General features: G+C 65.2%; 22 protein-coding genes. 17 read left to right on the top strand and 5 right to left on the bottom strand.

The annotated features are described in order from the left end of the window. Positions 1-15: 15 nt before the first annotated feature. The 6 genes from pta to IWX81_RS09115 all read left to right on the top strand — a co-directional run bounded on the left by pta (position 16) and on the right by IWX81_RS09115 (position 8,870). Positions 16-2,103, top strand: coding sequence for a phosphate acetyltransferase (pta, locus tag IWX81_RS09140; protein ID WP_199281031.1), 2,088 nt, complete (start codon positions 16-18; stop codon positions 2,101-2,103). Further along, a complete protein-coding gene (locus IWX81_RS09135) occupies positions 2,100-3,218 on the top strand; it encodes an acetate/propionate family kinase (RefSeq protein WP_199281030.1) in 1,119 nt (372 codons plus the stop codon). The genes pta and IWX81_RS09135 overlap by 4 nt, the downstream gene beginning before the upstream one ends. Positions 3,219-3,365: 147 nt before the next feature. Continuing rightward, a complete protein-coding gene (locus tag IWX81_RS09130) occupies positions 3,366-5,402 on the top strand; it encodes a DNA polymerase III subunit gamma and tau (protein ID WP_199281029.1) in 2,037 nt (678 codons plus the stop codon). Positions 5,403-5,405: 3 nt separating this feature from the next. Then, on the top strand, positions 5,406-6,005 hold the full coding sequence (recR, locus tag IWX81_RS09125; protein ID WP_199281028.1) for a recombination mediator RecR: 600 nt from the start codon (positions 5,406-5,408) through the stop codon (positions 6,003-6,005). A 115-nt stretch (positions 6,006-6,120) separates the two neighbouring features. Further along, positions 6,121-7,386, top strand: coding sequence for an aspartate kinase (locus tag IWX81_RS09120; protein WP_199281268.1), 1,266 nt, complete (start codon positions 6,121-6,123; stop codon positions 7,384-7,386). A 419-nt stretch (positions 7,387-7,805) separates the two neighbouring features. Continuing rightward, positions 7,806-8,870 carry an aspartate-semialdehyde dehydrogenase gene (locus IWX81_RS09115; protein WP_199281027.1) on the top strand — a complete coding sequence of 355 codons (1,065 nt, stop codon included), beginning with the start codon at positions 7,806-7,808 and terminating at the stop codon, positions 8,868-8,870. Here the strand turns inward: IWX81_RS09115 and purU are convergent. Together purU and IWX81_RS09105 are read right to left on the bottom strand one after the other, a co-directional pair. Continuing rightward, entirely contained in the window at positions 8,867-9,721 is an 855-nt protein-coding gene (gene purU, locus IWX81_RS09110; protein WP_199281026.1) for a formyltetrahydrofolate deformylase, read from the bottom strand. The genes IWX81_RS09115 and purU overlap by 4 nt on opposite strands. Then, entirely contained in the window at positions 9,718-10,917 is a 1,200-nt protein-coding gene (locus tag IWX81_RS09105) for a low temperature requirement protein A (protein WP_199281025.1), read from the bottom strand. Before IWX81_RS09105 ends, purU begins: the two co-directional genes overlap by 4 nt. A 116-nt stretch (positions 10,918-11,033) precedes the next feature. Here IWX81_RS09105 and IWX81_RS09100 point away from each other — a divergent pair, with 116 nt between their 5' ends. Beyond that, positions 11,034-12,242 (top strand): MFS transporter, encoded by a 1,209-nt coding sequence (locus IWX81_RS09100; RefSeq protein ID WP_199281024.1) that lies wholly within the window; start codon positions 11,034-11,036, stop codon positions 12,240-12,242. Between the two features lie 190 nt (positions 12,243-12,432). Here IWX81_RS09100 and IWX81_RS09095 read toward each other — a convergent pair whose 3' ends face one another. Beyond that, positions 12,433-13,338 (bottom strand): CPBP family intramembrane glutamic endopeptidase, encoded by a 906-nt coding sequence (locus IWX81_RS09095; RefSeq protein ID WP_199281023.1) that lies wholly within the window; start codon positions 13,336-13,338, stop codon positions 12,433-12,435. 77 nt (positions 13,339-13,415) lie between these two features. On the opposite strand from IWX81_RS09095, the gene IWX81_RS09090 reads away from it, so the two are divergent. From IWX81_RS09090 to IWX81_RS09045, 10 genes are all read left to right on the top strand, one after another. After that, positions 13,416-13,667, top strand: a complete 252-nt coding sequence (locus tag IWX81_RS09090; protein WP_199281022.1) for a type II toxin-antitoxin system Phd/YefM family antitoxin — start codon at positions 13,416-13,418, stop codon at positions 13,665-13,667. Continuing rightward, positions 13,664-14,053 (top strand): type II toxin-antitoxin system VapC family toxin, encoded by a 390-nt coding sequence (locus IWX81_RS09085; RefSeq protein ID WP_199281021.1) that lies wholly within the window; start codon positions 13,664-13,666, stop codon positions 14,051-14,053. The genes IWX81_RS09090 and IWX81_RS09085 overlap by 4 nt, the downstream gene beginning before the upstream one ends. A 35-nt stretch (positions 14,054-14,088) precedes the next feature. Then, positions 14,089-15,525, top strand: a complete 1,437-nt coding sequence (locus tag IWX81_RS09080; RefSeq protein ID WP_199281020.1) for an MDR family MFS transporter — start codon at positions 14,089-14,091, stop codon at positions 15,523-15,525. Positions 15,526-15,842: 317 nt separating this feature from the next. Further along, entirely contained in the window at positions 15,843-16,211 is a 369-nt protein-coding gene (locus IWX81_RS09075) for a helix-turn-helix transcriptional regulator (RefSeq protein WP_199281019.1), read from the top strand. 3 nt (positions 16,212-16,214) lie between these two features. Continuing rightward, on the top strand, positions 16,215-17,501 hold the full coding sequence (locus IWX81_RS09070) for a type II toxin-antitoxin system HipA family toxin (RefSeq protein WP_199281018.1): 1,287 nt from the start codon (positions 16,215-16,217) through the stop codon (positions 17,499-17,501). A 44-nt stretch (positions 17,502-17,545) separates the two neighbouring features. Beyond that, positions 17,546-18,712, top strand: a complete 1,167-nt coding sequence (locus IWX81_RS09065; protein WP_199281017.1) for a hypothetical protein — start codon at positions 17,546-17,548, stop codon at positions 18,710-18,712. 274 nt (positions 18,713-18,986) lie between these two features. Continuing rightward, positions 18,987-19,133: a hypothetical protein gene (locus IWX81_RS09060; RefSeq protein WP_199281016.1), complete on the top strand. Its 147-nt coding sequence runs from the start codon at positions 18,987-18,989 to the stop codon at positions 19,131-19,133. Positions 19,134-19,239: 106 nt separating this feature from the next. Continuing rightward, positions 19,240-19,452, top strand: coding sequence for a hypothetical protein (locus IWX81_RS09055; protein WP_199281015.1), 213 nt, complete (start codon positions 19,240-19,242; stop codon positions 19,450-19,452). A 57-nt stretch (positions 19,453-19,509) separates the two neighbouring features. Further along, entirely contained in the window at positions 19,510-19,734 is a 225-nt protein-coding gene (locus IWX81_RS09050) for a hypothetical protein (protein WP_199281014.1), read from the top strand. Positions 19,735-19,890: 156 nt separating this feature from the next. Beyond that, positions 19,891-20,790 carry an HNH endonuclease signature motif containing protein gene (locus tag IWX81_RS09045; RefSeq protein ID WP_199281013.1) on the top strand — a complete coding sequence of 300 codons (900 nt, stop codon included), beginning with the start codon at positions 19,891-19,893 and terminating at the stop codon, positions 20,788-20,790. A 241-nt stretch (positions 20,791-21,031) separates the two neighbouring features. Here IWX81_RS09045 and IWX81_RS09040 read toward each other — a convergent pair whose 3' ends face one another. Both IWX81_RS09040 and IWX81_RS09035 read right to left on the bottom strand, forming a co-directional pair. Continuing rightward, entirely contained in the window at positions 21,032-22,096 is a 1,065-nt protein-coding gene (locus tag IWX81_RS09040) for a PD-(D/E)XK motif protein (RefSeq protein ID WP_199281012.1), read from the bottom strand. Positions 22,097-22,110: 14 nt separating this feature from the next. Next, the coding region (locus tag IWX81_RS09035) for a Z1 domain-containing protein (RefSeq protein ID WP_334593663.1) at positions 22,111-24,028 on the bottom strand (1,918 nt) is incomplete at its 5' end.

The raw sequence follows: 24,028 nt of genomic DNA, 5'->3' as shown, positions 1-24,028 counted from the left end.
CGTAGGCTTAAGCCCATGGCTCGATCGATTTATATCACTTCTGCTGAAGGCCACTCGGGCAAGTCGTCCATCGCCCTGGGGGTGCTCGATACCCTGCTGCGCAGCGTCGAGAGAGTCGGCGTGTTTCGGCCGGTCGCGAGAACCTCCGACGAACCCGACTATGTGCTCGAGTTGTTGCTCGGCCGCGACGGCGTGAACCTCGAGTACGACGAATGCGTCGGCGTGACCTATGAGGCCGTGCACGATGATCCGGATGCCGCCCTCTCACGCATAGTCGACCGTTTCAAAGCCGTGGAAAGCACGTGCGACGCCGTCGTGATCGTCGGTTCCGACTACACCGACGTCGCCACACCGACCGAACTCGGCTTCAACGCCCGCATCGCGGCGAACCTCGGCGCCCCCGTGCTGCTCGTGCTGACGGGCCGGGAGCCGTCAGAATCACGTGCCCGCACCGCCGACGAGCTGCGCCAGGTGGCCGAGTTGAGCCTGCCCGAACTGACCGCAGCCCACGCGAGCCTGCTCGCCGTCATCGCCAACCGGGCCGACCCTGACCACCTCCACGAGATCATCGACGCCGTCGCGAGCGTCACGGGCGTCACGGCGTGGGCCGTGCCGGAGGATCCGTTCATGATGGCCCCGACCGTCGAAGCGATCATGGAGGCCGTCGACGGCACCCTCCTGAAGGGCGACACGGCACTCCTCGCCCGCGAAAGCCTCGGCGTCGTGATCGCGGCGATGTCGATGGAGAACGTGCTCCCGAGGCTCATCGAAGGCAGCGTGGTGGTGATCCCGGGCGACCGCAGCGAGATGGTGCTCGCGGCACTGACGGCACACGCATCCGGGACCTTCCCGTCCCTGGCCGGCATCGTGCTGAATGGCGGCTTCGAGCTGTCCCCGGTCATCCAGCGCCTCATCGCGGGGCTCGACGAGACCCTGCCGATCGTGACGACGGAGTACGGAACGTACGCCACCGCGCAGCGCATAGTGCAGACGCGAGGCAGGCTGACCGCGACATCCCAGCGCAAGATCGATACCGCGCTCGCCCTTTTCGAGAAGCACATCGATTCGGACCTGCTCGCGACGGAACTGGGCGCAGGCGAGACGACGGCGGTCACTCCGCTCATGTTCGAATATGCGCTTCTGGAGCGCGCGCGATCGAACCGCCGTCACATCGTGTTGCCCGAGGGATCGGATGACCGCATCCTGCTCGCCGCGGGAACCCTGCTGCGCCGCGACGTCGTCGACCTGACGATTCTCGGCGACGAGGCCGAGGTGCGGGCCAGGGCGGCCGGGCTCGGCGTGGACCTCAGCGCAGCGACCGTGACCGATCCCACCACTCCCGAACTGCGGGAAAGGTTCGCGGAGGAGTACACCCGGCTGCGCGCCCATAAGGGCATGACTGTCGAACGTGCTCGCGACATCGTCACCGATGTGTCGTACTTCGGCACCATGATGGTGCACCTCGGACTTGCCGACGGGATGGTCTCCGGAGCCGCCCACACGACAGCGCACACCATCACCCCCGCGCTGCAGTTCATCAAGACCTCCGATGGCGTCGACGTCGTGTCGAGCGTCTTCTTCATGGCGCTGGATGACCGTGTGCTGGTCTACGGCGACTGCGCCATCGTCCCCGATCCCGACGCCGGGCAGCTCGCCGACATCGCGATCTCGTCATCGGGAACGGCCTCGCAGTTCGGCATAGAACCGAGGATTGCGATGCTGTCGTATTCGACGGGGGAGTCCGGCTCCGGCGCCGACGTCGACAAGGTGCGAGCCGCCACCGCTCTCGTGCGTGAGCGCCGCCCCGACCTGCTCGTCGAGGGGCCGATCCAGTACGACGCCGCGGCCGATGCTGCCGTCGCGAAGGCGAAGATGCCGGACTCGCAGGTCGCCGGCCGCGCGACGGTGTTCATCTTCCCCGACCTCAACACCGGCAACAATACGTACAAAGCCGTGCAGCGCAGCTCGGGAGCCGTCGCCATCGGGCCCGTGTTGCAGGGCCTCCGCAAGCCCGTGAATGACCTGTCGAGAGGCGCGCTCGTGCGCGACATCGTCAACACCGTGGCGATCACCGCGATCCAGGCACAGGGGGTGTCGGCATGATCACAGCGTTCGTGGTGAACTCGGGCTCGTCGTCCATCAAGTGGGAACTCGTCGATGTCGACACGGAGCGCCGGCTGCGGGGTGGGATCGTCGAGCGCATCGGGGAGGCCGGAGCCGCGGCCGACCACGCGCAGGCGATGGAGGGCATTCTCGGCGAACTCGGCGGCGAGCATCCCTCGGTCATCGGCCATCGTGTGGTGCACGGTGGCAACGAGTTCACCCGCGCCACTCTCGTGACCGACGAGGTCGAGGCCGCGATCGAGCGACTCGCCGCCCTCGCGCCGCTGCACAACCCCGCGAACCTGGCGGGAATCCGGGCTGCCCGCGCCGCCTTCCCCGGCGTCGCGAACGTCGCAGTGTTCGATACAGCCTTCCACCAGAGTCTCGCGCCCGAGGCGTACACCTACGCGATCGACGCCGAGCTCGCCGATGCGCACAGCATCCGCCGCTACGGCTTCCACGGCACCTCGTACCAGTACGTGGCAGCCAGGGCCGCGAGCCTGCTGGGGCGACCGTTGGAGCAACTGAAGCTCATCGTGTTCCACCTCGGCAACGGGGCATCGGTCACCGCGATCGACGGCGGGCGCTCCGTCGACACCTCCATGGGGATGACCCCGCTCGAGGGCCTCGTGATGGGAACCCGCTCGGGCGACATCGATGCGGGCATCCTGTTCCATCTCGGCAGGGCCGGGCTTACCCTGCCCGAGCTCGACACCATCCTGAACCGTCGCAGCGGGCTGCTGGGGGTCGGCGGCATCGGCGACATGCGCGACATCCAGGCGGCGTCTCTGGCCGGGGATGCCGCGGCCACCCTCGCGCTCGACGTCTACTATCACCGCCTCCGCCACTACCTCGGGGCGTACCTCGTTCAGCTCGGGGGAGCCGATGCCGTGGTGTTCACGGCCGGAGTCGGTGAGAACAGCGCCCCCACTCGGGCAGCGGCACTGGCCGGACTCGACTGGCTCGGGATCTCGCTCGACACCTTCGCCAACAACCGCACCTCCCGCGACGCGAGGGTCATCTCGACCGCGGCCTCGGCGATCAGCGTGCTGGTCGTGCCGACGAACGAGGAGCTGGAGATCGCGCGCCAGTCGATCGCCGTGGTCGCCGCCTGATTTCCCCGCCTGAATCCTCCGCCTGAATCCTCCGCCGAGGTGACGCAAACGGTGGTTATTCGCCGGGGATAGCCACTGCTGGCGTCAGCTCGATGGACCGGTGGATGCCCGTGACTCAACGTCGGCGGTGGCGGCTACTGTTGACTCGTGGTTGCTGCCCTGTATCGCCGTTACCGGCCCGAGACGTTTGCCGAACTGATCGGCCAGTCACAGGTGACGGATCCGCTGCGCACAGCTTTGCGCACCGACCGCGTCAACCACGCCTACCTGTTCAGCGGGCCTCGAGGTTGTGGCAAGACGACCTCGGCCCGCATCCTGGCCCGGTGCCTCAACTGTGCTGAGGGCCCCACCGACACCCCCTGCGGCGTCTGCCCCAGTTGCGTGGAGCTCGCCCGTGACGGCAGCGGCTCCCTCGATGTCGTCGAGATCGACGCAGCGTCGCATAACGGCGTGGATGATGCCCGCGACCTGCGGGAGCGCGCAGTGTTCGCCCCCGCCCGCGACAGGTTCAAGATCTTCATCCTGGACGAGGCGCACATGGTCACGCCGCAGGGATTCAACGCCCTGCTCAAGATCGTGGAAGAGCCGCCGGAGCACGTGAAGTTCATCTTCGCGACGACCGAGCCGGAGAAGGTCATCGGCACGATCCGCTCTCGCACCCACCACTACCCGTTCCGCCTCGTGCCGCCGGCGCAGATGCTCGACTACGTGCAGCAGCTCTGCGAGAGCGAGAAGGTGCACGTCGAGGCTGGTGTGCTGCCGCTCGTGGTGCGCGCGGGCGGAGGCTCAGTGCGCGACACCCTGTCGCTGCTCGACCAGCTGATCGCCGGCTCAGAGAACGATCCGGTCGACGGTGTGCAGGTCAAGTACGAACGCGCGGTCGCGCTGCTCGGCTACACCCACGGCGCCCTGCTCGACGAGGTCGTCGACGCACTCGGTTCCCGTGATGCCGCTGCGGCGTTCGGATCGGTGGATCGCGTCATCCAGACCGGACAGGATCCGCGCCGGTTCGTCGAGGACCTGCTTGAGCGACTGCGCGACCTCATTATCGTCGCCGCGACCTCGGGCAACGCCGCATCCGTGCTCAGGGGCGTGCCCCAGGACCAGCTGGATCGCATGGCTGCCCAGTCGGCGGCGTTCGGCCAGGCCGAACTCTCCAGGGCTGCGGATGTCGTCAACGCCGCCCTGACGGAGATGACGGGTGCCACGTCGCCGAGGCTCCATCTCGAACTCATGATCGCGCGCATCCTGGTCCCGGCCAGCGACGACAGCCAGCGTGGAGCGCTCGCCAGGGTGGAGCGCCTGGAGCGCCGTATCGGGGTGGAGACGTCGGGCGCCGCCGCGCCAGCAGCCACTCCCGTAGCCGCGCCGCCGACGGTATCCGCTCCGCCGAAGGTAGCCGCGCCGCCGAAGGTGGTCGCGCCGCCCGTGGAGAAGCCAGCAGCTACGCCCGTCGAGGTCCCCACGGCCCAGCCGGCAGCCGACATCGTCTCCGTCGATCCGGTGGTCTCCCTCCCGGTCGGGCCCGTCACGCTCGCGCAGGTCAAGGATGCGTGGACCGAGATCCTCGATGTGGTCAAAGACGCTCGACTGAACGCCTGGATGGTCGTCTTCACGGCCAAGCCGCTCGAGCTGCGGGAGAACAACGTGCTCGTGCTCTCGTTTGCCAGCCAGAAGGATGTCGACGCGCTCAAGCAGCAGGCGGCCCCGGGACAGGGCGTCGGCGAGTTGCTCAAGAAGGCTTTCGTGAAGGTGCTCGGCTTCGAGCCCGCCTTCATTGCGAGAGTGGATTCCTCGGCCGCCCAGCAGCACGTCGTGCCGCCGGTCTCCACCGAGGCGCCTCCCGTCGACGAGCCGCCTCGAGACGAATATCCGCCGACGGAGGGTGGCGGCTGGGCCGTCGTGTCGATCCCGGACTCCGAGCCGATGCCGGAGCCCGCGACGGTCTCCGGCCTGCGCGACTCGAAGCCCGCCGCAGCACCAGTCACCGCTCCGCCCGCCGCTCCGCCAGCCGCTCCGCGGAAAGCACAGGCTCCGGCGGCTCCACCCGCGGGGACGACCCCGACCGCAGCCCCCGTGAATGCCCGCTACGGCGAGGCCGTGGTGCGCCAGCTGCTCAATGCCACGTTCATCGAAGAGCAGGCCGTCGCACCCCGCGTCGTCCCCATGCCGAAAGACGACTAAGCCATGTACGACGGAATCGTCCAGGAACTGATCGACGAGCTCGGGCGCCTGCCCGGCATCGGTCCGAAGTCGGCTCAGCGCATCGCGTTCCATATCCTGCAGACCGAGAGTTTCGACGTCACGCGGCTCTCCGAGGTGCTGCGTGATGTGCGCGACAAGGTGCGCTTCTGCGACATCTGCGGCAACGTCACCGAAGAGCAGACCTGTTCCATCTGCCGCGACCCGCGCCGCTCCCACGTCACGATCTGTGTCGTCGAAGAAGCGAAGGATGTCGTCGCGATCGAGCGCACGCGCGAATTCAAGGGCCTGTACCACGTGCTCGGCGGCGCGATCAGCCCCATCGACGGCGTCGGTCCCGACGATCTCCGCATCAAGCAGCTCGTCGGGAGGCTGGCCGATGGATCGGTCACCGAGGTCATCATCGCCACGGATCCGAACCTCGAGGGGGAGGCGACGGCCACCTACCTCACCCGGCTGCTGCAGTACCCGAACCTCCGAGTCACACGACTCGCTTCCGGCCTTCCCGTCGGGGGAGACCTCGAGTACGCCGACGAGGTCACGCTCGGCCGCGCCTTCGAGGGCCGTCGGGTCGTGCAGGCGTAAGGTGCGCGTTTCCGAAACACGCTGGTCCCGTAACGCTGACTCAACGCCGAGGCGAACCGTCTAGAATCGCAGCTTGGGCCATCTTTCAGGCCATCCCTTTCCGCAGGAGAACCACGTGAGCCTCATCGTCCAGAAGTTTGGTGGCTCGTCGGTCGCCGATGCCGAGAGCATCAAGCGCGTCGCGAAGCGCATCGTCGAGACGCGCAAGGCGGGCAACGAGGTCGTCGTCGTCGTGTCGGCGATGGGCGACACGACCGACGAACTGCTCGACCTCGCGAAGCAGGTCGTCCCGATTCCGTCCGGTCGCGAGCTCGACATGCTCCTGACTGCCGGCGAGCGCATCTCCATGGCGCTGCTCGCCATGGCCATCCGCAGCCTCGGCGTCGAAGCCCGCAGTTACACGGGCAGCCAGGCCGGCATGGTGACGGATGCCCAGCACGGGTCGGCGCGCATCGTGGAGGTGTCGCCCAAGCGCGTCCGCGAGGCCCTCGACGACGGAGCCGTCGCGATCGTCGCCGGTTTCCAGGGGTTCAACCGGGGCACCGGGGATATCACGACCCTCGGCCGCGGCGGCTCGGACACGACGGCTGTCGCCCTCGCCGCAGCCCTCGATGCCGACGTCTGCGAGATCTACACCGATGTGGATGGCATCTACACCGCGGACCCGCGAGTGGTGCCATCCGCTCGCAAGCTCGACAGGATCACGAGCGAAGAGATGCTCGAACTCGCAGCAACCGGCGCCAAGGTGCTGTACATACGCGCGGTGGAATATGCCCGCAGGCACGGTGTGACACTGCACGTGCGTTCGTCGTTCAATAACAACGAGGGCACGCTCGTCGTGAACCCGATCGAAGGAGATAACGTGGAAGAGCCGATCGTCACCGGAGTCGCTGCAGACCTCAGCGAGGCCAAGATCACGGTCGTCGGCGTTCCCGACATGCCGGGTAAGGCCGCGCAGATCTTCACCCTGATCGCACGCACGAACGTCAACATCGACATGATCGTGCAGAACGTGTCATCCGCCAGCACAGGCCTGACCGACATCTCGTTCACCTGCCCGAAGTCTGACGCCCAGGCGGCGATGGAAGCGCTCACCGCCCAGAAGGCCGACATCGGATTCACGTCGCTGCAACACGACGACCAGATCGCGAAGCTCGCGGTCGTGGGAGCCGGCATGCGCACGAACGCCGGAGTTTCGGCGAAGCTCTTCACTGCGCTGTTCGAGGCCGGCATCAACATCGAGATGATTTCCACCAGCGAGATCAGGATCTCGGTCGTCACCCGCGCCGATACCGTCAACGACGCCGTGCGGGTGGTGCACACCGCCTTCGGCCTCGATGGCGAGGTCGAGGCCATCGTGCACGGCGGCACCGGCCGCTAGACCCCGGCCCCGGAATCCCGCGCGGCGCCGCCGCGCCGCCGCAGACTCCCGCGCGGCGCCGCGCTGCCGTGCTGCGCCGCGCCCGCCGTGCTGCGCCGCGCTGCCGCGCTGCGCCGCGCCCGCCGCACCCCGCGAAACTCCAGTTTCTGCGTGCAGCGCCGCCGAATCGGTCAGAACTGGAGTTCGGCCGCCTCGGCCGGCCGCCCCGCCCGCCGCCGCAGGGTGCCAGAACGCCGAACGGCTGCCGCACCCCCCGTGCGCATAACTCCTGCACATCGCAGCGCACCGGCCCGCGCAGACCCGGCATTCCGGGGAAGTGAGCGCCGCGGCAACCCGCGCTGCAGGAGTTATGAACACGGGGCAGCAGCGCCCCACCACCGCGCCGAAACGGCCGCGCCCGGCGTGCGAGAATTATCGACATGAGCAACAGCACTCCCGTCCGTATCGGCGTCGTCGGTGCCACAGGCCAGGTCGGCGCCGTGGTGCGCCGCCTTCTCGTCGAGCGGGATGTGCCCATCGCCGAGATCCGCTTCTTTGCGAGCGCCCGCAGCGCTGGCACGACCCTCGAGTTCAAGGGCGAGCAGATCACGGTCGAGGATGCCTCGACGGCAGATCCCGCCGGGCTCGACATCGCGATCTTCTCCGCCGGCGCCACCACCTCGCGCGCGCAGGCTCCGCGGTTCGCCGCCGCCGGGGTCACCGTGATCGACAACTCCTCGGCGTTCCGCATGGACCCGGATGTGCCGCTCGTCGTCAGCGAGGTCAACCCGCACGCCATCGACGAGGCGCGAAACGGCATCATCGCCAACCCGAACTGCACCACGATGGCGGCCATGCCCGTGCTCAAAGTGCTCGACGCCGAGGCCGGTCTCCAGCGACTCATCGTCAGCACCTACCAGGCCGTCTCCGGTGCCGGTCTCGTCGGCGGCGAGGAGCTCTACGCGCAGGCGAAGGCCGCGATCGAGCAGGATCCGCGCAGTCTCGTGCACGATGGATCCGCCGTGGACTTCCCGGTCGCCGAGACGTTCCCGAAGACCATCGCGTTCGACGTGATCCCTTTCGCCGGCAATCTCGTCGATGACGGTTCGTTCGAGACCGACGAAGAGAAGAAGCTGCGCAACGAGAGCCGCAAGATCCTCGAACTGCCTGAACTGCTGGTCAGCGGCACCTGCGTCCGAGTGCCGGTCTTCACCGGCCACTCCCTGTCGATCAACGCCGAGTTCGCGAACCCGCTGAGCGTGGCACGCGCGAAGGAGCTGCTGCAGGATGCCGCGGGCGTGGTGCTCACGGATATCCCGACGCCGCTCGAGGCCGCCGGCACAGACCCGAGCTATGTGGGTCGCATCCGCCAGGATGAGGGCGTGCCGAATGGACGCGGACTCGCCCTGTTCATCAGCAACGACAACCTCCGCAAGGGTGCAGCGCTGAACGCGGTGCAGATCGCAGAGCTCGTCGCCGCGAAGCTGACTGCGAGCGTTTCCTAGCGGAAAATGATCGTCCGCGCGCCGTCGAGCAGCACCCGGTGTTCGGCGAACCATTTCACGGCCTGCGTGAGGGTGCGCGATTCTTCATCCTGACCGATGGCGACGAGTTCGCTCGCGTCGCGGGAGTGGTCGACCCGCACGACGTTCTGCTCGATGATCGGCCCCTCGTCGAGGTCGCTCGTGACGAAGTGCGCGGTCGCCCCGATGAGCTTGACGCCGCGGGCGTGCGCCTGCCGGTAGGGGTTCGCGCCCTTGAATCCGGGCAGGAACGAGTGGTGGATGTTGATGGCCTTGCCGCCGAGAGCAGCGCAGAGCTCGGGGGAGAGGATCTGCATGTAGCGCGCCAGCACGACGAGCTCGATGTCGTGTTCCTCGACGACTTCGAGCACGCGCTGCTCGAACGCGAGCTTCTGGCCGGGGCTCGTCACGGGGTGGGCTTCGAACGGCACGTCGTAGAACGCGGCGAGGCTGCCGAGGTCTGAGTGGTTGCTCATCACGAGCGGAAGGTCCATGGCGAGTTGCCCGGCTCGCTCGCGGTAGAGCAGGTCGTTGAGGCAGTGGCCGGCCTTCGAGACCAGCACGAGGGTGCGCAGGGGGCGCCCGACGACATCCAGTTCCCAGGTCATCCTGTACCTGTCCGTGACCGGTGCGAGCGCCGCCTCGAAGCGGTCTCTGGATGCCGCTGACTCCACCTGCAGGCGCATGAAGAAGCGGCCCGTGTCTGCGCTCGAGAACTGCTGCGATTCGGTGATGTTGCCGTCGGCGTCGACGATGGCGCCACTCACGGCATTGACGATACCGGGCTTGTCGTCGCAGACGAGAGTGAGGATCCAGTGGGTAGTTGCGGTCACGATGCAAGGCTAGCGTCGACCGCGGAGCTTCTGCGGTGCGCCACCTCTTCGCCGATTACGACGGCCAGCATGACGGCGTTCGCGAGCCAGGTGGCGATGAGCGGGGTGAATACGCCAAGGGCGGTGGTGAGCACGAACAGGGCGATCAAGACCCCGATGCTGATGATGTGCGACTTGAGCCAGCGGTAGCCGACCGAGCGCTTGAACAGCAGGTTTCCGAGGATGTAGAGGGCTGGGCCCCCGAAGACGACGGCAGCGGTCGCGGGGTCGAGCGGGTCGTCAGGATGCGCGAGCACGAGCTCGTCGCCGACGGCCACGAGCACGATCCCGGCCACGATGAGCAGGTGCAGGTAGGTGTACGAGTTGGCCGCAACGCGCCCTGACTCCCTGGCCTTCTCGAAATACTTCTGGGCGACACCGGCCGTGTTGTTGAAGTAGATGAGCCACAGCAGGAGGGTCCCCACGAGGGCGGCGAACAGGCCGAAGGCGCTCGCGGGCTTCGCCCAGTCGCCGGCGAAGGTGAATCCCATGACGAGCACCGATTCTCCGAGCGCGATGATCACGAACAGCCGCGCGCGTTCGGAGATGTGGTGGCCCGAGACCGCCCAGCTCTCGATCGGGGAGCGCCCCATGATGGGAAGCCAGTAGCGCACGGCGGGCGCGAGATAGTTGAGCGCGATGGCGGCGAGCCACCACCAGACCCGCTGCTCGGGGTCTCCGACCGCGCCGATGATCCACAGCGGCGATGAGACGGCGACCCAGATGGATGCCCGCACCATGTTGAGCGCGAGCTCACGACTGTCGCGCCATCCTGCCACGATGATGAACGCCGCCCGCAGCGCGTGCATACCCAGGTACCCGACCACGAACACGACGCCGAGGTCTTCGAACGCACCGAGGATGGACGTGCTCATGACCAGCCCGAGCGCCATCGCCGCGAAGAGGAACAGCCGCACCGGCCACTTATCGGGGTTGAACCAATTGGTGGTCCACACGACGTGATCCCAGAACCACCACACCGCGAGCAGCAGCACGAATGCTTCCAGCAGCCCGGTGACGTCGAGATGCTCCACCAGGAAGAGCGACAGTCGGGTCGCCGCGAAGACGAAGACGAGGTCGAAGAGCAGCTCTACCGGTGACGGCTCGTAGTGGCCGTCCTTCTCCTCGCGAAGCAGGCTGCCGCGCCGTGATGCCATGAGTTCGTCTCCCTCGCCGGACTGTCATATCAGAGTATCCTTAGGCTGACGGCGCATGGCCCGCGTCGTCCCGCGGGCGGCGAACGCACCACTTCCACCGAACGGATTCCGCCTTCATGGGCGCGCCACGAAACACCACATCCACCACTTTTCCCTGGGCGGGTCTGCTCACCCTTTCCGCACTGATCTTCACGTCGGTCACCAGCGAGTTCCTGCCAACCGGGCTGCTTCCGGATATCGCCGCGGAGCTCGACGTCTCGGAATCGCAGGTCGGCCTGCTCGTGACGGTCTTCGCGGGCACCGTCGTGCTGAGCGCGGCGCCGCTGAGCGTGCTCACGCGTCGCTACTCCCGCAAGTCGCTCGTCATCGTCGTGCTCATGGTGTTCGCGGTCGCGAACGTGCTCGCGGCGATTGCCCCCACCTACGAGCTGCTCATCGGAGCCCGCGTGATCGGCGGCCTCGCACACGGACTGTTCTGGGCGGTGGTCGGGGCATACTCTGCCCACCTCGTTCCTAAGCACCAGCTCGGTCGCGCGATCGCGATTACCGGCGGTGGAGGAACGGCCGCCTTCGTGCTCGGCGTGCCCCTCGGCACCGCCATCGGCCACGCGGTCGGCTGGAGGCTCGCGTTCGGGATCATCGCGGCGATCATCGTCATCCTGACCCTCGTCACGGCGAAGCTGCTGCCCGCTGTCTCGCACGGGGTCGTGCTCTCGACGGGCGAGATCCCCATCCCGATGCGCAAGGACCGCACGGTGCCGGCGGTCATCGCGGTCGGCGTCATCCTGATCCTCGTGGCGCTGGGGCATAACCTCTTCTACACCTACATCGCGCCGTACCTGATCGGCCCCGTCGGCTTCGATTCAGGATCCGTCGCCGGGGTGCTGTTCCTCTATGGTGTCGCTGGCGCTCTGGGTCTCGTGCTCGCGGGCACCCTCGGCGACAGGTTCCCGCAGTCGACGCTGATCGGTTCCGTGGCTCTCGTGATGGTGGCCGTGCTCGTGATCGGCACCTTCACCTCGGTCACCCCCGTGGTGCTCGTGGCGATCTTCGTGTGGGGCATGGCGTTCGGCGCGCTCCCGTCGCTCATGCAGGCGCGCATGATGCACACCGCGTCACTGCGGGTGCGGGATGCCGCTGCCGCCTACTTCACGACCTCGTTCAACGTGGCGATCGGCGGCGGTGCGCTGCTGGGCGGCGTGCTGCTCGACACCTGGGGCATCGCCGTCTTGCCCTTCGTGGATGTCGCGATCACCGTCGTCGGATTCGCCCTCATCATCGTGGTCGCCGTGTGGCTGCGGCGAGGAGCCCGGCGCGTCCACTGAGGTGGCCGCGCTGCTGCTGCCCAAGTTGCGCTGCTGCTTGAGCCGCGCTGCTGCTTGAGCCGCGCTGCTGCGGGTTTTCGCGCGCCAATTCCCCGTTGAAAGCGCAGTTTCTGCCCTTCTGTCGACCTGTAACGGCGGAAACTGCGCTCTCACACCGGGGGAGAGTGGATGTCGCCGCGCGAGCCGCGGTTCAACGCGCGGGCGGCTGCGGCGCGGCCTCGGCGGCAGCTGGCGCGGCCTGCGCTGGCGCGGCCTCGGCGGCTGGCGCGGCCTCGGCGGGCGCGGCCTCGGCCGGACGCGGGGTGCGCGGCTTGGCCGGCAGCCAGGGCTGCTTGCGGCCATCCACTTTATGCACTCCCATGACGGCGACCGGGATCAGCACGAGCGAACGCAGGTCGACGAGCACGTGCAGCACGATGGGTGCCACGATGCTGCCGGAGATGACGTAGAGCGCCATCATGAACGCGCCGATGATGGTGGTTCCGATGATGCCGGCGGCGCCCTGGTAGAGGTGCAGCGCGCCGAACAGCAGCACCGAGGCGACGACGGCGGCGATCGCGCTGCCGCTCGCGCCGAAGACGAGGGCGGGGATGGCGAGGCGGAACGCGAGCTCCTCCACGATTCCGGCGTTGATCGACAGCAGGGCGCCGAGCCGCACCTCTTGCCGGTTGCGGGGCAGCATCGCCTGGATGTCTCCGACCGACGTGATGCCCGCATCTTCTCGCCGGGCAGCGCGCACCCCGAGCCAGGTGAGCACGACGAAGGCGAGCGCCACGACGGCGAAGATCCAGAGGTAGCCGCCCAGGAAGTTCCGGATGCCGCGAACCCAGTCGATGCCCTGCAGCTCAGCCAGTAGCGGGCCGACGTACGAGCCCGCGAGCGGCAGCAGCGCGATCGACAGCCCGCCGAACGTGAGGAAGGATTCCCGCAGCCACCGCCGGAACGTCGCCTGCCGTTTCACGGTGCCGCGGTACCGCTTGAAGCGCTGGTATTCGCGACGGTCTTTGCGGATGGTGCGCAGCACCAGCAGCACGAGCATGACCACGAGCGCGATCCACAGCAGCGGCCGGGTCGCGGCCCAGTTCGGATCGAGCATGCAGTCATGCTGTCACGGGAAGCTGAAAGGTCTCGAGAGCGTAGACATGGCTAGAACTCCTAGCCATAATGGGGTACATGGAGACCGTGAACATCCTCGCCGCGCGCAACAACCTGTCGCAACTGGTGGCGGCAGCGAGCGCCGGCGAAGAGGTTGTCATAGCCAAGCGGGGTGTGCCGGTGGCGCGACTCGTCGCGATCGAGCCCGAGGTGCACTCCGCGGCGCGCGCCGCCGAATGGTTGACGGTGAATCACGTGCCGCCACATGCCACTCGCAGTGCGGAAGACCTGGATGCGCAGATCGCGGCCGAACGAACTGGGTGGGAGTGATCTACCTTGACTCCTCCATCGTGATCTATGCGGTCGAGGATGAGGGCGAGCGCGGTTCCGCGGTTCGCCAACGATTGGCAGGTGCGGGAGACGCGGAGATCGTCGTCACCCATCTCGTCACCATGGAATGCCTGGTCGGGCCATTACGAGACGACAACCTCGCGCTCCACGACCTGTATCTCAGGGCTTTCGAGCAGTTCACCATTCTTGACCTCGGCAAGGACCAGTTCCAGCGAGCAGCCCAGCTGAGGGCTCGTCACGGCCTGCGTGCCCCCGATGCGCTCCATCTGGCCGCGGCTCAACTCGCGGGTTGCGACGAATTGTGGACCAATGACGCTCGGCTAGCCAAGGCCGCTCGGGGGCTTGCGATCAACGTTCTCGAATAGGGAATGCCGCGCCTCTGGCAGTGCTTGCACCAGTAATGACCTCCGACGTTGGCTTCCGCTCCGAGCGCGGCCCCATCCTGATCTCGCTGATGGTGACGACCGGGCTGGTGGCGATTGACTCGACGGTTCTTGCCACCGCGATCCCGACGATCGTGAACGACCTGGGCGATTTCGCGCTGTTTCCGTGGCTGTTCAGCGTGTACCTGCTGGCCCAGGCGGTGACCGTGCCGATCTACGCGAAGCTGTCTGACGTGGTGGGGCGCAAGCCCATCATCCTGATCGGTGTCGGCCTGTTTCTGCTGGGCTCGATCCTGTGCGGTTTCGCGTGGAGCATGCCAGCCCTGATCGCGTTCCGCGCGGTGCAGGGTCTCGGCGCCGGGGCCGTGCAGCCGATGGCGATCACGATCGTGGGCGACATCTATTCGCTGAAGGAGCGCGCAAGGGTGCAGGGCTACCTCGCGAGCGTGTGGGGCATCTCGTCGGTGGTCGGCCCGCTGCTGGGCGGCATCTTCTCGCAGCTCGACGCGTGGCGCGGGGTGTTCTTCATCAACATCCCGCTGTGTGTGATCGCCGGATGGACGCTCATCAGGTCGTTCCACGAGAAGGTGGAGCCGCGCCGACATAAGGTCGACTATCTCGGAGCGGTGCTGTTGACCGTCTCACTGACCCTCATCATTCTCGCGGTGCTCCAGGGCGGGCAGGCCTGGGCGTGGAACTCTCCGCAGTCGATCGGCGCCTTCACGATCGGCGGGCTGGTGCTGCTGGCGTTCATGTTCGTCGAGCAACGGGCTGTCGAGCCCATCCTGCCGCTGTGGGTGTTCTCACGCCGGCTGCTGCTCACCACCACCCTCGTCAGTCTCGGGGTCGGCGCGATTCTGATCGGCCTGACCTCCTACGTGCCCACGTACCTCGAAGGGTCGGTGGATGCCCCGCCCCTCGTCGCCGGTCTCGCCCTCGGTGCGCTCACCATCGGCTGGCCGATCGCGGCGGCGCTCTGCGGGCGCCTCTACCTGCGCATCGGCTTCAAGAACACGGGGCTCATCGGCATCAGTCTGGTCGTGATCGGCACCCTCACCGTCGCGCTCTTCGCGGCCACCCCGTCGATCGCGATCGTGGCGATCGGCTGCTTCATCGTCGGTCTCGGCATGGGTTTCGTGGCCGTGCCCACCCTGATTGCCGCCCAGTCGAGTGTCGGATGGGATGAGCGTGGAGTCGTCACCGGAACCAACCTGTTCGCCCGCTCCATCGGCAGCGCGATCGGCGTCGCCATCTTCGGTGCGATAGCCAACTCCATCTTCGGCGAGGGGGATGCCGCCGAGCTCTCACCCGCGACCATCACCGCCGGCTCGGCCGCCGTCTTCCTCGCGGTGCTGGCGGTCGCGGTCGCCACCGTGATCGCGACCGTGGCGATGCCGCGCACGCCGGTGCTCGCCCAGCCCGCGGATGTGGCAACTGGCGCGGACGCGAACTGAGGCTCGGGAGGTATGCGGCACCGAGCGTCCACGAACCCGGCCGAAACTCCAGTCGCGACGTTCCTGCCGCGCAACGGCGTAGAAGGTGGAGTTTCGAGGCGGGTCGCGACCGAACGGCTCCGCTCAGGATGACCTGCGGAACATCCGATCGGTCAGGGTTTGCTCGTTTTCGCGGCCCGCAGGTAGGTGATCGCGACTGCGCCAGCCTCGAGCGCGATGCCGGGGGCAAGGTTGTCGGCGCACAGCTTGGGCGGGGATTGGTCGTTCTCGTCAGCGGCGCCCTTGTGTGCATGATATAGCAAGCTTTATAGTGATTTATGGCAACAATGATCGATATCGCAAGCTCCAACGTCACGATCGGAGAGTGGGAACGTGAGATCGGCGATGCGATCCGCCAGTTGAGGATCAGTTCCGGGCTAGGACAGGTCGAGCTCGCCGACCGGGCGAACCTCTCCCGGTCATCCATTCAGGCACTGGAACAGGGGCGGGGCACCCGGCTGCGCACGATGCTCGCAGTGCTGCGTGCGCTCGATCGTTCTGATGCGTTCGAGAGCATCATGCCCGAGGTCGGGCCGACCCCGTTGCAGGTTCTTGCCGATGCGCAGCGCGAGGCGCGTCGCACGCAACACCGTGTTTCGAAGCCGCGACAGAAAAAGCCCCAGGTTCCCGAGGGGCCGGGGGCATAGCCCGTGGTGTACGAGTCTGCACGAGTTGTCGAGGTCAGGATCTGGGGCACCAGGGTTGGTGCAGTCAGCGGAACAACTCGTGGGTACGGATTCGAATACTCGCCGGAGTGGAAACGCGGCGCGATCGAGCTGAGCCCCCTGCTCATGCCCACCACAGATCGGCGCGGTGTATTCAGCTTCAGAAGCCTCAGCGACGAGACCTTTTACGGCTTACCTCCGATGCTGGCCGACGCGCTTCCCGACAGGTTCGGCAACAGCATCGTCGACGCCTGGCTCGCAACGCAGGGCGTTGGGCGATCCGAGATCAGCGCCCTCGACAGGCTCGCCTACCTCGGCAGCCGGGGTATGGGAGCCCTGGAGTTCGTGCCGGATCGGGGTCCGAATGCACCGGATCCGACTGCTCTCGATCTGGGGCGGCTGATCGAGGCCGCGCGAGCGGTCATGGCTGGCACTCTCGCCGATGAGGTGCAGACCGGCGAACTGCTCCATCAGATCATTTCCGTGGGTACCAGCGCGGGTGGCGCCCGCGCGAAGGCTGTAGTCAACATCAATGACGCAACCCAGGAGATACGGGCGGGTCACACGATGCCGGGCCCGGGAGAGCAGGCGTGGCTCCTCAAGTTCGACGGTGTGGGCGCCGACCGCCAGCTCGGGGAGTCTCAGCAGTACACCCGGATTGAGTACGCATATTCTCTGATGGTGCGAGCGGCGGGCCTCACCATGGCACCTACGAGATTGCTCGCCGAGAACGGTCGAAGCCACTTTCTGACCCGCAGGTTCGATCGGGAGCCGAACACCCGCATCCATATGCAGTCGCTGTGTGGCCTGAGCGCGGTCGACTTCAATCTGCGAGAGACCAACGACTACTCACAGTTGTTCACCGCCGCCCAGCAACTGGGGCTCGGTGAGGAGGCAATGACCGAGATTTTTGGACGGATGGCGTTCAACGTCGCGGCCGCCAATCACGATGACCACTCCAAAAATCACTCGTTTCTCCTGCGCGAGAACGGAAACTGGGAGCTTGCTCCCGCCTACGACGTGACCTACGCGCGGGACGCGAAGAGCGTGTGGCCGAACCAGCATTTGATGAGCGTGAACGGAAAGTTCCACGACATCAGTCGCGCCGATCTGCTGGCCGTGGCAGACCGATTCGCAATTCCCGGCGCCAAAAAAGCCATCAGCGCAGTTGCTGACGCCCTCGACGCCTGGCCCGAGTTCGCCGCTGAGGCCCAGCTCGACAATGCCGTGATCGACAGCATCGCATCGGAGTTCGCCGACCTCCGACGTTGAGCCCGCGGTTGCCGCGGCGGTGAGAGGCCGTGGGCCTGCTGGGCATGCCTATCGTCGCCACGATCGTGGTCGCACTGGTCTTCGTGCTCATAGCGCGCACCCGGGTCGGCTCCTACCTCACCCCTTCGGGGAGGGGGATGCCGCTGACCTCTCACCCGCGACCATCGCTGCTGGCTCGGCACTGCCCCCAGACCTCCGAATCGACGGACTATCAGGCCACATTATGCCTAGCCGAAGACGAGTCTGCGCGCTACGCTGCTGCCAGCAATTGTTCGCATTCACTCCACTATGAGGAAGAAGGCGCGACCATGTCGGCTGCCAGCGAAGAATCTCCCGAGTCTGTGATCCACGATGATGCCGGCGGACCGGCAAGCTCGCTGGGTAGGTCGTATCACGGTGCTCTGGATACGGTCCATCGAGAGCTCGAGCGTCATACCCTCGACGGCCCCGGAGTTATCGATCCGCTGCTGACCTACCGGGATGCCCTCCTCGATCGATACGTCATCGACCGGCCGATCTTCACGCTGGCCTGGCCGTCGAGTCTCTACATTCCCGCGGATGCAGACCCGGCGACGTACTGGATCACCGCACCGCCTGCCGATCACCGCTATCGCTACCGGTGGACCGATCCGCAGCCGACCGCCAGCAGCGCGTCAGAGAAGACCGGGCGCCTGTTCAGCTGGACCAACGTGTCGGGGTTGAACCCGAGCTACACCGGTGCTGCGGGTGTCGGCGTGCGGATCGTGCCGACGAACTCGCTCTCGACGGTGCGAGTCAGTGCCCACGTCGATCTGGTGGCCGAGAGCCGCTGGTGGTATCTCGTTGGTCCGTCTGCCGGTTTCGCGAACTTCTCCTACCGCGGCACCGTCTACATTTCGGGCTGGGAAATCAGCCCGGCGACCGGGCAATGGGAGTTGCTGCGACCGTTCGGGTCTCGGGTGCTCTTCCAGTATCGCGAGAGCGGGCATGGAGGAACCGCGATACGCAGCGACCACCACGCCTTCGACGATCTCTCTGTGCTGCTGCAACTTCAGGGCGGCCACACCTACGGCATCGGGGTCTCGTTCGAGGTAGAGGTCGGATTCGACTGCCATGACCGCGATGGCAAGCCGTACCAGAAGCAGCCCGGCGACGACATCAAGCTCTGGGCATCGATGACCGGCGAGGTATCGAGCATCAGCGTCTCCACCGAGACGGTGTGGATCCCCTGACGGCATGCTTGAGAGCGGGAGGTACGCGGCCTCCTCTCGACGCGCGATCGGCTAGCTCTCGACGTTGGCCCCGAGGTGCTTGCCGGTGAGGGTGGATCGCCCGGCGACGAGCGCTGCAGGGGTGCCCTCAAAGTGCTGCCGTGGATCTTCCTCGGACTCCTGCTGTTAGCGATCATCCGATTCGTCTATTTGCGCCGTGATCGTTCCGATGTCATCGCTCGCATCGGCAACACGGGAGTTCCGATACCTGCGCAAACCCCTCCAGCTTTGACCAGTGGATGCCGCAGACCTCCCACCCGCGACGATCACCGCCGGCTCGGCTGCCGTCTTCGTCGCGGTGCTGGTGGTCGCGGTCGCCACCGTGATTGCGACCGTGCCGATGCCGTGCACGCCGGTTCTCGCCCAGCCCTCGGAAGAGTAACCGTTCCACCCCCGGACCGGCGCCACCCCGACTGGGGATCGCCCAGCGCCAGCGCCGCGGATACCGTGAAAAGTGTCCCCACCGGGGCTCGAGAACGGGAGATCACATGTTGGAATTTTCGCTGGCTGACGGCCTGCTCCTTCTGGGGATGCCCCTCGCCGCCGCGATCATCGTCGCGCTGGTGTTCTTCCTGATCGCGCGCACCCGTGTGGAGCCGGAGCTGACCCCGTCGGTGACGCTACACATGAACGAGGACGGCACGCTGAGCGAGGCCGCCGAGGATGTCGCTGCGGACAGGCAGCACGCGCTCGCTGCGTAGTCTCGCGTCCCGAACTGGGGTGCGCGATTGTTGCGCCGCAGTCACTAATGTCGAAGAATGTTCAGTCAGTACGAGCCCGGTATATCATCGATGCTCAGCGGCTCGATGGTCGGAATCATCCTGTCGCTTGCGGTGGCGGCGGGGGTGTTCATGCTCGGCGTCATCTTGCTGTACGCGATTATCTGGCGGGCAGTCCGACGTGGGCTGCGCGAGTTTCACTACCCGGCGGTCAAGCCCGGAAGACCGGAGACGCAGCAGTATTCGGTCGACCCGCGAGCCTAGTGATCTGCTTCGCAGGCGCTAAAGGACGAACGCCATGTATCTGATTCACCGGTGATGTGACGGGAACCAATGCTGGAATTACGGGATTACCTACTCCTGACGGACGCGGACGCGCGCGGTCAATGGCTCTCTCTTTTGAGGAGAGTCGCCGTTCCAGTGGGCAAAAAGCAAGAACCCTTTGTCCCGATCGAGACGCTGCTGTGTTTCGGTCTGGGTCTGGTCGGCCATCCGAACGCCTCCGGCAAAGTAAATATCCGGGAGTCCGACCCCACCACCATCAAGCTAGCGATGCTCGCCAATCGCAGCCCCGGCAGCCTCGCTCTCAAGCTGGCGAATCTCGATGGTCGACGAGCGAACGGGGCCAAGCATGAGCAACTGCTCTGGAATGCTCTTACCGCCTCCAGCGACCTAAACGACTATTTACACCTCTACTCGGTCATTATCCGTGCTGCGAGAGCTGTTGGACTCGATGAAGCACGGCTACCTGACTTCCTGGGGTGGGAGTCTAATTCCATGGAAACTGTACTTGGCGCTGACCGTGTCTCGTCTTCGGCCCTGCGGGAGTCAATCGAGGAGAAGCTTCGAGGGTGGATTGATGGACACCCCGGCGAGGACCCGATCGAGACCGAGCGCGCGATGATCGGTTCAGCGCGCGTGGGGCAAAAACAGTTCGCGCGTAGGGTTCTCGAGAACGGCGGTTTCGGCTGCGTTTTCTGCGGTTTGGGTCTCCGCCAGAATGAGATGCCCCCTTCGCGGATGCTGATTGCAAGTCATATAAAGGCCTGGCGACATAGCGAAAGCGCCGAGCGCTTGGACGTGGCGAATGGGCTAGCCGCCTGCCCGACACATGACGCGGGATTCGACGGACACCTATTTACGATCAGTCCAACGATGGAAGTCGTGCTCGGCACTGCGCTAGCCAGCGCTGCAGTTGCAGATCCAATCGTGAACCGAAATTTCGGACCAGGAGGGCTCTCTCCTGTTTTGCTCTTATCCGAAAGCGCAATCCGCCCGGGTGCTTCATACATGGAGTGGCACCGATCGCGGACTAGCTAGTCAGAGGCTCTTTCGGGAAGCGCAGGAGAAACGAGTCATTTGAATGTCGGAGCTCGTCCGAAGTGTGGGACCGGCAACCAATCCCAGATGGCTGGACGTGTGGTTGCAATGGCGTCGCCCCGGCACGTTCCTGCCTCTTGCCACCCACGCCTCATCATCATCGTGAGCGAGGATCGGGCCGAGCCCCGATGATCCAGCCGCTTAACGGTCCGCGTGCGGGCACGTCCCTGCAGCTCCAACTCTATGCAAGCTCATCAAGTATGGCCAAAGCGACCTGGTTCGCGCCCACCATTGGATTTTCAGCGCTGACCGCCGCTGGGAGGTCAATTCGAAACTTCACCGAGCCGACATCGACGTGGGCGCGGACCGTGACGTCTTGTCGACGGAGAACTTGAATTGCGTCGTCTGCCATGTCATATGCACGGAAGAAGGTCGTGAGGAAGCTCTTGGAAAAGGCAGCATTTGAAGTTCTCTCTTTGTGGTCATACCCACCGCCAGAATCTCGACCGTACTCCGCGAGGTGGGAAAGGAAAGCGCCCACCGCAGTCTCGTCCATCCCGGCGTCTACCATTCGCCCGAGTATTCGGTCCACCAGCCCGGGGATCGTGACGGAGTTCGTTTCGCCCGTATTCGCTTGTACGCCGATACTCACAAGAAGAAGGCGGTCTTCGGCATCCCCGTCCATAGCAATAGTGTTTCGTTCGACCTGGTGGACCCCCTCGACGATATGGGACGAGGTGTTGCCCGCGGTCGTCTTGACCTCAATGCCGAGAGATCCCAGAGTGAAGTCGCGCGATGATCTCCTCCAACCGTCCCACGATTCGACGAGTTGTGCGACGTGTGTAGGTGTCGAGCGTCGGCAAAGAGCCTCGAGCAACAAAAGTTCGCCCAGCAGTCCGACTACTATTCGATCCAAGACCAGTAGTCGTTCAATTGCCAATTCGATGATTGGCTCGGTCGCGGCGAACGCCCCCGCAAGCGAGGTATCCGCACCGCTTCGCAATAATTCAGTGCAGATAAAAGCCGCTACTTGATCGAAATGCGTAGGGACTGGCAGCGCGAGCCGGTTCGCGTCGAAGGACGGCTGTCCTTCCCGGTGCACTGTCCTGAACTCGAGCGCTTCGCGAACTGCCGCCGATGTGGAGATCAGTTCGGGGCCTGCCATAAACACCTCAATATGGCCATCGGGGTCTCTTGACACTCCAATGATGTGTGCCTCAGTTACCCACCGGATGTCACGGATTCGGTGAGAGGTTGCACTCGGCACGCTCTCGATCAAGCGGCGGACTGCCTCGTAGTTCGTCACGGGCTGATACTCCGTTACGCCGAACCAAGCGAGCCTGCGCGGATTGCCGCAAATTGCTCTGGGCCACCCGCGGGCACACATACGCCAACAGCTACCACAGGGTGCGCTTGCCCCGGCAACTGGTTAATGTAGAACAGAATCTGACCAAAAGAGCCGGCGGGTCGCCAGGGACCTTCTCCAGCATGCGGGGGTACCGGCTCGTCGCGGTGGTAATAGTCAAAAAATTCGTCGCCGCGATAATCAAGGGAACTCGCGGACGGATCATTTGCACCCCAGGTCGTCTCAAGCTCAAAGTTTGACCCTACGCGCTTCGTAGTCGCCGGCACCGTGAAGTCCAAATCCGCCAGCGCACCGTCAGCGATGGACACCCCAGCGCCGTACCGAATGCCTACTGTGAACCTCGGTTGGCTAGCTTGCTTGCTCCGCAGGTCGACCAACGACCATCTGCCCGATGGCACGCCCGTGACAAAGAGTCCCTTAACAGGTCGGGTCAGACATGCGTCCCAAAGGCGCAGATACGCCGCAACGGCGAACGGACAGTTGGTCCGGGGCGGCGACGAATTACCAGAGGCAGACCCGGGCGGGTTGTAGAGATGCGTGCCTGCAGGGAGAGGCAGCGTCGCCGCGACACGAGCCTGCACTTGCGCCCACAGATCTCCGAGTCGACTTTCCACACTCGGGCGGTAGGACTCGTACACCAGCTTGTCGAGTACGTCCGCAGCTTCTGTAAGCGACATGGTCTCGTCGAGTGCGCGACCCCTCGTGCTCCGGCCGACGTTGACGTCCGATGATGGCGCGCCTAAAAAAAGGTCAGCCACTGTTTTGACATTCGGATCAACAAGTCGGCCTTCGTTGGCAATGGTTACGAACGGTTTTGCGCTTGGGCACAACGCAAGGCGGCCGAGGTTCGCGATCTTCCCCGTGGCGAGAAAGTCCATGCCATGCAGCACAATCGGGGATGGAGCCTGCCCGGCCATCTTGGCGGCAATCCCTTCACGCAAGGCTTCATCGATATCGTGATAGGCACCGAATAGGTCAAGTTGCTGTCGGGTGGCGAAGATCCGGCAAAGCTCAATGTAGTCTCCGCGGTATCCGAACCAGCGCTGCATCTGCATCTGAGTGTCTGCAAATGGGTTACTTGATCCCCGCTGAAATAACGCAGTCGTCATTCCCTCAAGAGTTAAGCCTCTTGCCATCACGTTTCCAGAAACGAAGATCGTCGATAGGTCTCGAGCTGCGTACCACAATCCAGTGGTCTCATCGAAACGCGGCTTGTACTCAGGTCGATCGTCAGCCCTCTCGTCGCTATTCACGACAGATACCCGTGTACCGGGAATTATTTCTGTCTCTAGGAGGTGCCGGACAGTCGGCCAGTCGGGGATTGGGTTCGGATCAATTACGTTGAACTCTCTAGCGATTTCGCTCGACGAATGGCGGTATCGATCGATCCAAGCCTCCCAGAGCGCTGGTTCAGTATTCATTCTCGCGACCAGGGTCTTGGGTAAACGTGCGTCTCCCGATTCAACCAATTGCCGCGCCGCGCTGCGGTCGCTTACGCCGGCCCAAAGCAACACATCCTCGGCACCAGCAAAGTGTTTGTCGGTGTTCGCTGACGGGTGGAAAAGCATTGAATGGGGATCAGGCGACGCGGCGACCACTTCCTCAAGGCTCGCAAACGAAGATTTCGCAAGTGATCCAGGTCCGGTCGCGTTGGCCGATCGATAGAGCCTGATTGCCCCGGCCACCAGAAACGCACGAAGCGACTCGGCGAGGTCCTCGTAGGCTTGACCAGTCAGTTCTACACACAGTCCGGCCGACGCGCCGCGGTCGTAGTAAACTGGGCTGCTGCGGGGATTTCGGACAGCGGAATTAGTGGATTCGTCTACGCTGCCAGGGCTGGCTGCTGATAACCATAGTGGACTTCGTTGGGCC

It is taken from the genome of Salinibacterium sp. CAN_S4, from assembly GCF_015752305.1.
Classification (GTDB): domain Bacteria; phylum Actinomycetota; class Actinomycetes; order Actinomycetales; family Microbacteriaceae; genus Rhodoglobus.
This window is presented reverse-complemented; position numbering and strand designations above follow the sequence as displayed.

Bases quoted from the DNA above. Each gene is read 5' to 3' on its own strand.
- IWX81_RS09095 (WP_199281023.1), bottom strand. From the start codon at position 13,338: ATGCTCGATCCGAACTGGGCCGCGACCCGGCCGCTGCTGTGGATCGCG.
- IWX81_RS09105 (WP_199281025.1), bottom strand. From the start codon at position 10,917: ATGGCATCACGGCGCGGCAGCCTGCTTCGCGAGGAGAAGGACGGCCAC.
- IWX81_RS09100 (WP_199281024.1), top strand. From the start codon at position 11,034: ATGGGCGCGCCACGAAACACCACATCCACCACTTTTCCCTGGGCGGGT.
- IWX81_RS09080 (WP_199281020.1), top strand. From the start codon at position 14,089: ATGACCTCCGACGTTGGCTTCCGCTCCGAGCGCGGCCCCATCCTGATC.
- IWX81_RS09135 (WP_199281030.1), top strand. From the start codon at position 2,100: ATGATCACAGCGTTCGTGGTGAACTCGGGCTCGTCGTCCATCAAGTGG.
- IWX81_RS09065 (WP_199281017.1), top strand. From the start codon at position 17,546: ATGCCTATCGTCGCCACGATCGTGGTCGCACTGGTCTTCGTGCTCATA.
- recR (WP_199281028.1), top strand. From the start codon at position 5,406: ATGTACGACGGAATCGTCCAGGAACTGATCGACGAGCTCGGGCGCCTG.
- IWX81_RS09090 (WP_199281022.1), top strand. From the start codon at position 13,416: ATGGAGACCGTGAACATCCTCGCCGCGCGCAACAACCTGTCGCAACTG.
- IWX81_RS09075 (WP_199281019.1), top strand. From the start codon at position 15,843: ATGGCAACAATGATCGATATCGCAAGCTCCAACGTCACGATCGGAGAG.
- IWX81_RS09050 (WP_199281014.1), top strand. From the start codon at position 19,510: ATGTTCAGTCAGTACGAGCCCGGTATATCATCGATGCTCAGCGGCTCG.
- IWX81_RS09115 (WP_199281027.1), top strand. From the start codon at position 7,806: ATGAGCAACAGCACTCCCGTCCGTATCGGCGTCGTCGGTGCCACAGGC.
- pta (WP_199281031.1), top strand. From the start codon at position 16: ATGGCTCGATCGATTTATATCACTTCTGCTGAAGGCCACTCGGGCAAG.
- IWX81_RS09055 (WP_199281015.1), top strand. From the start codon at position 19,240: ATGTTGGAATTTTCGCTGGCTGACGGCCTGCTCCTTCTGGGGATGCCC.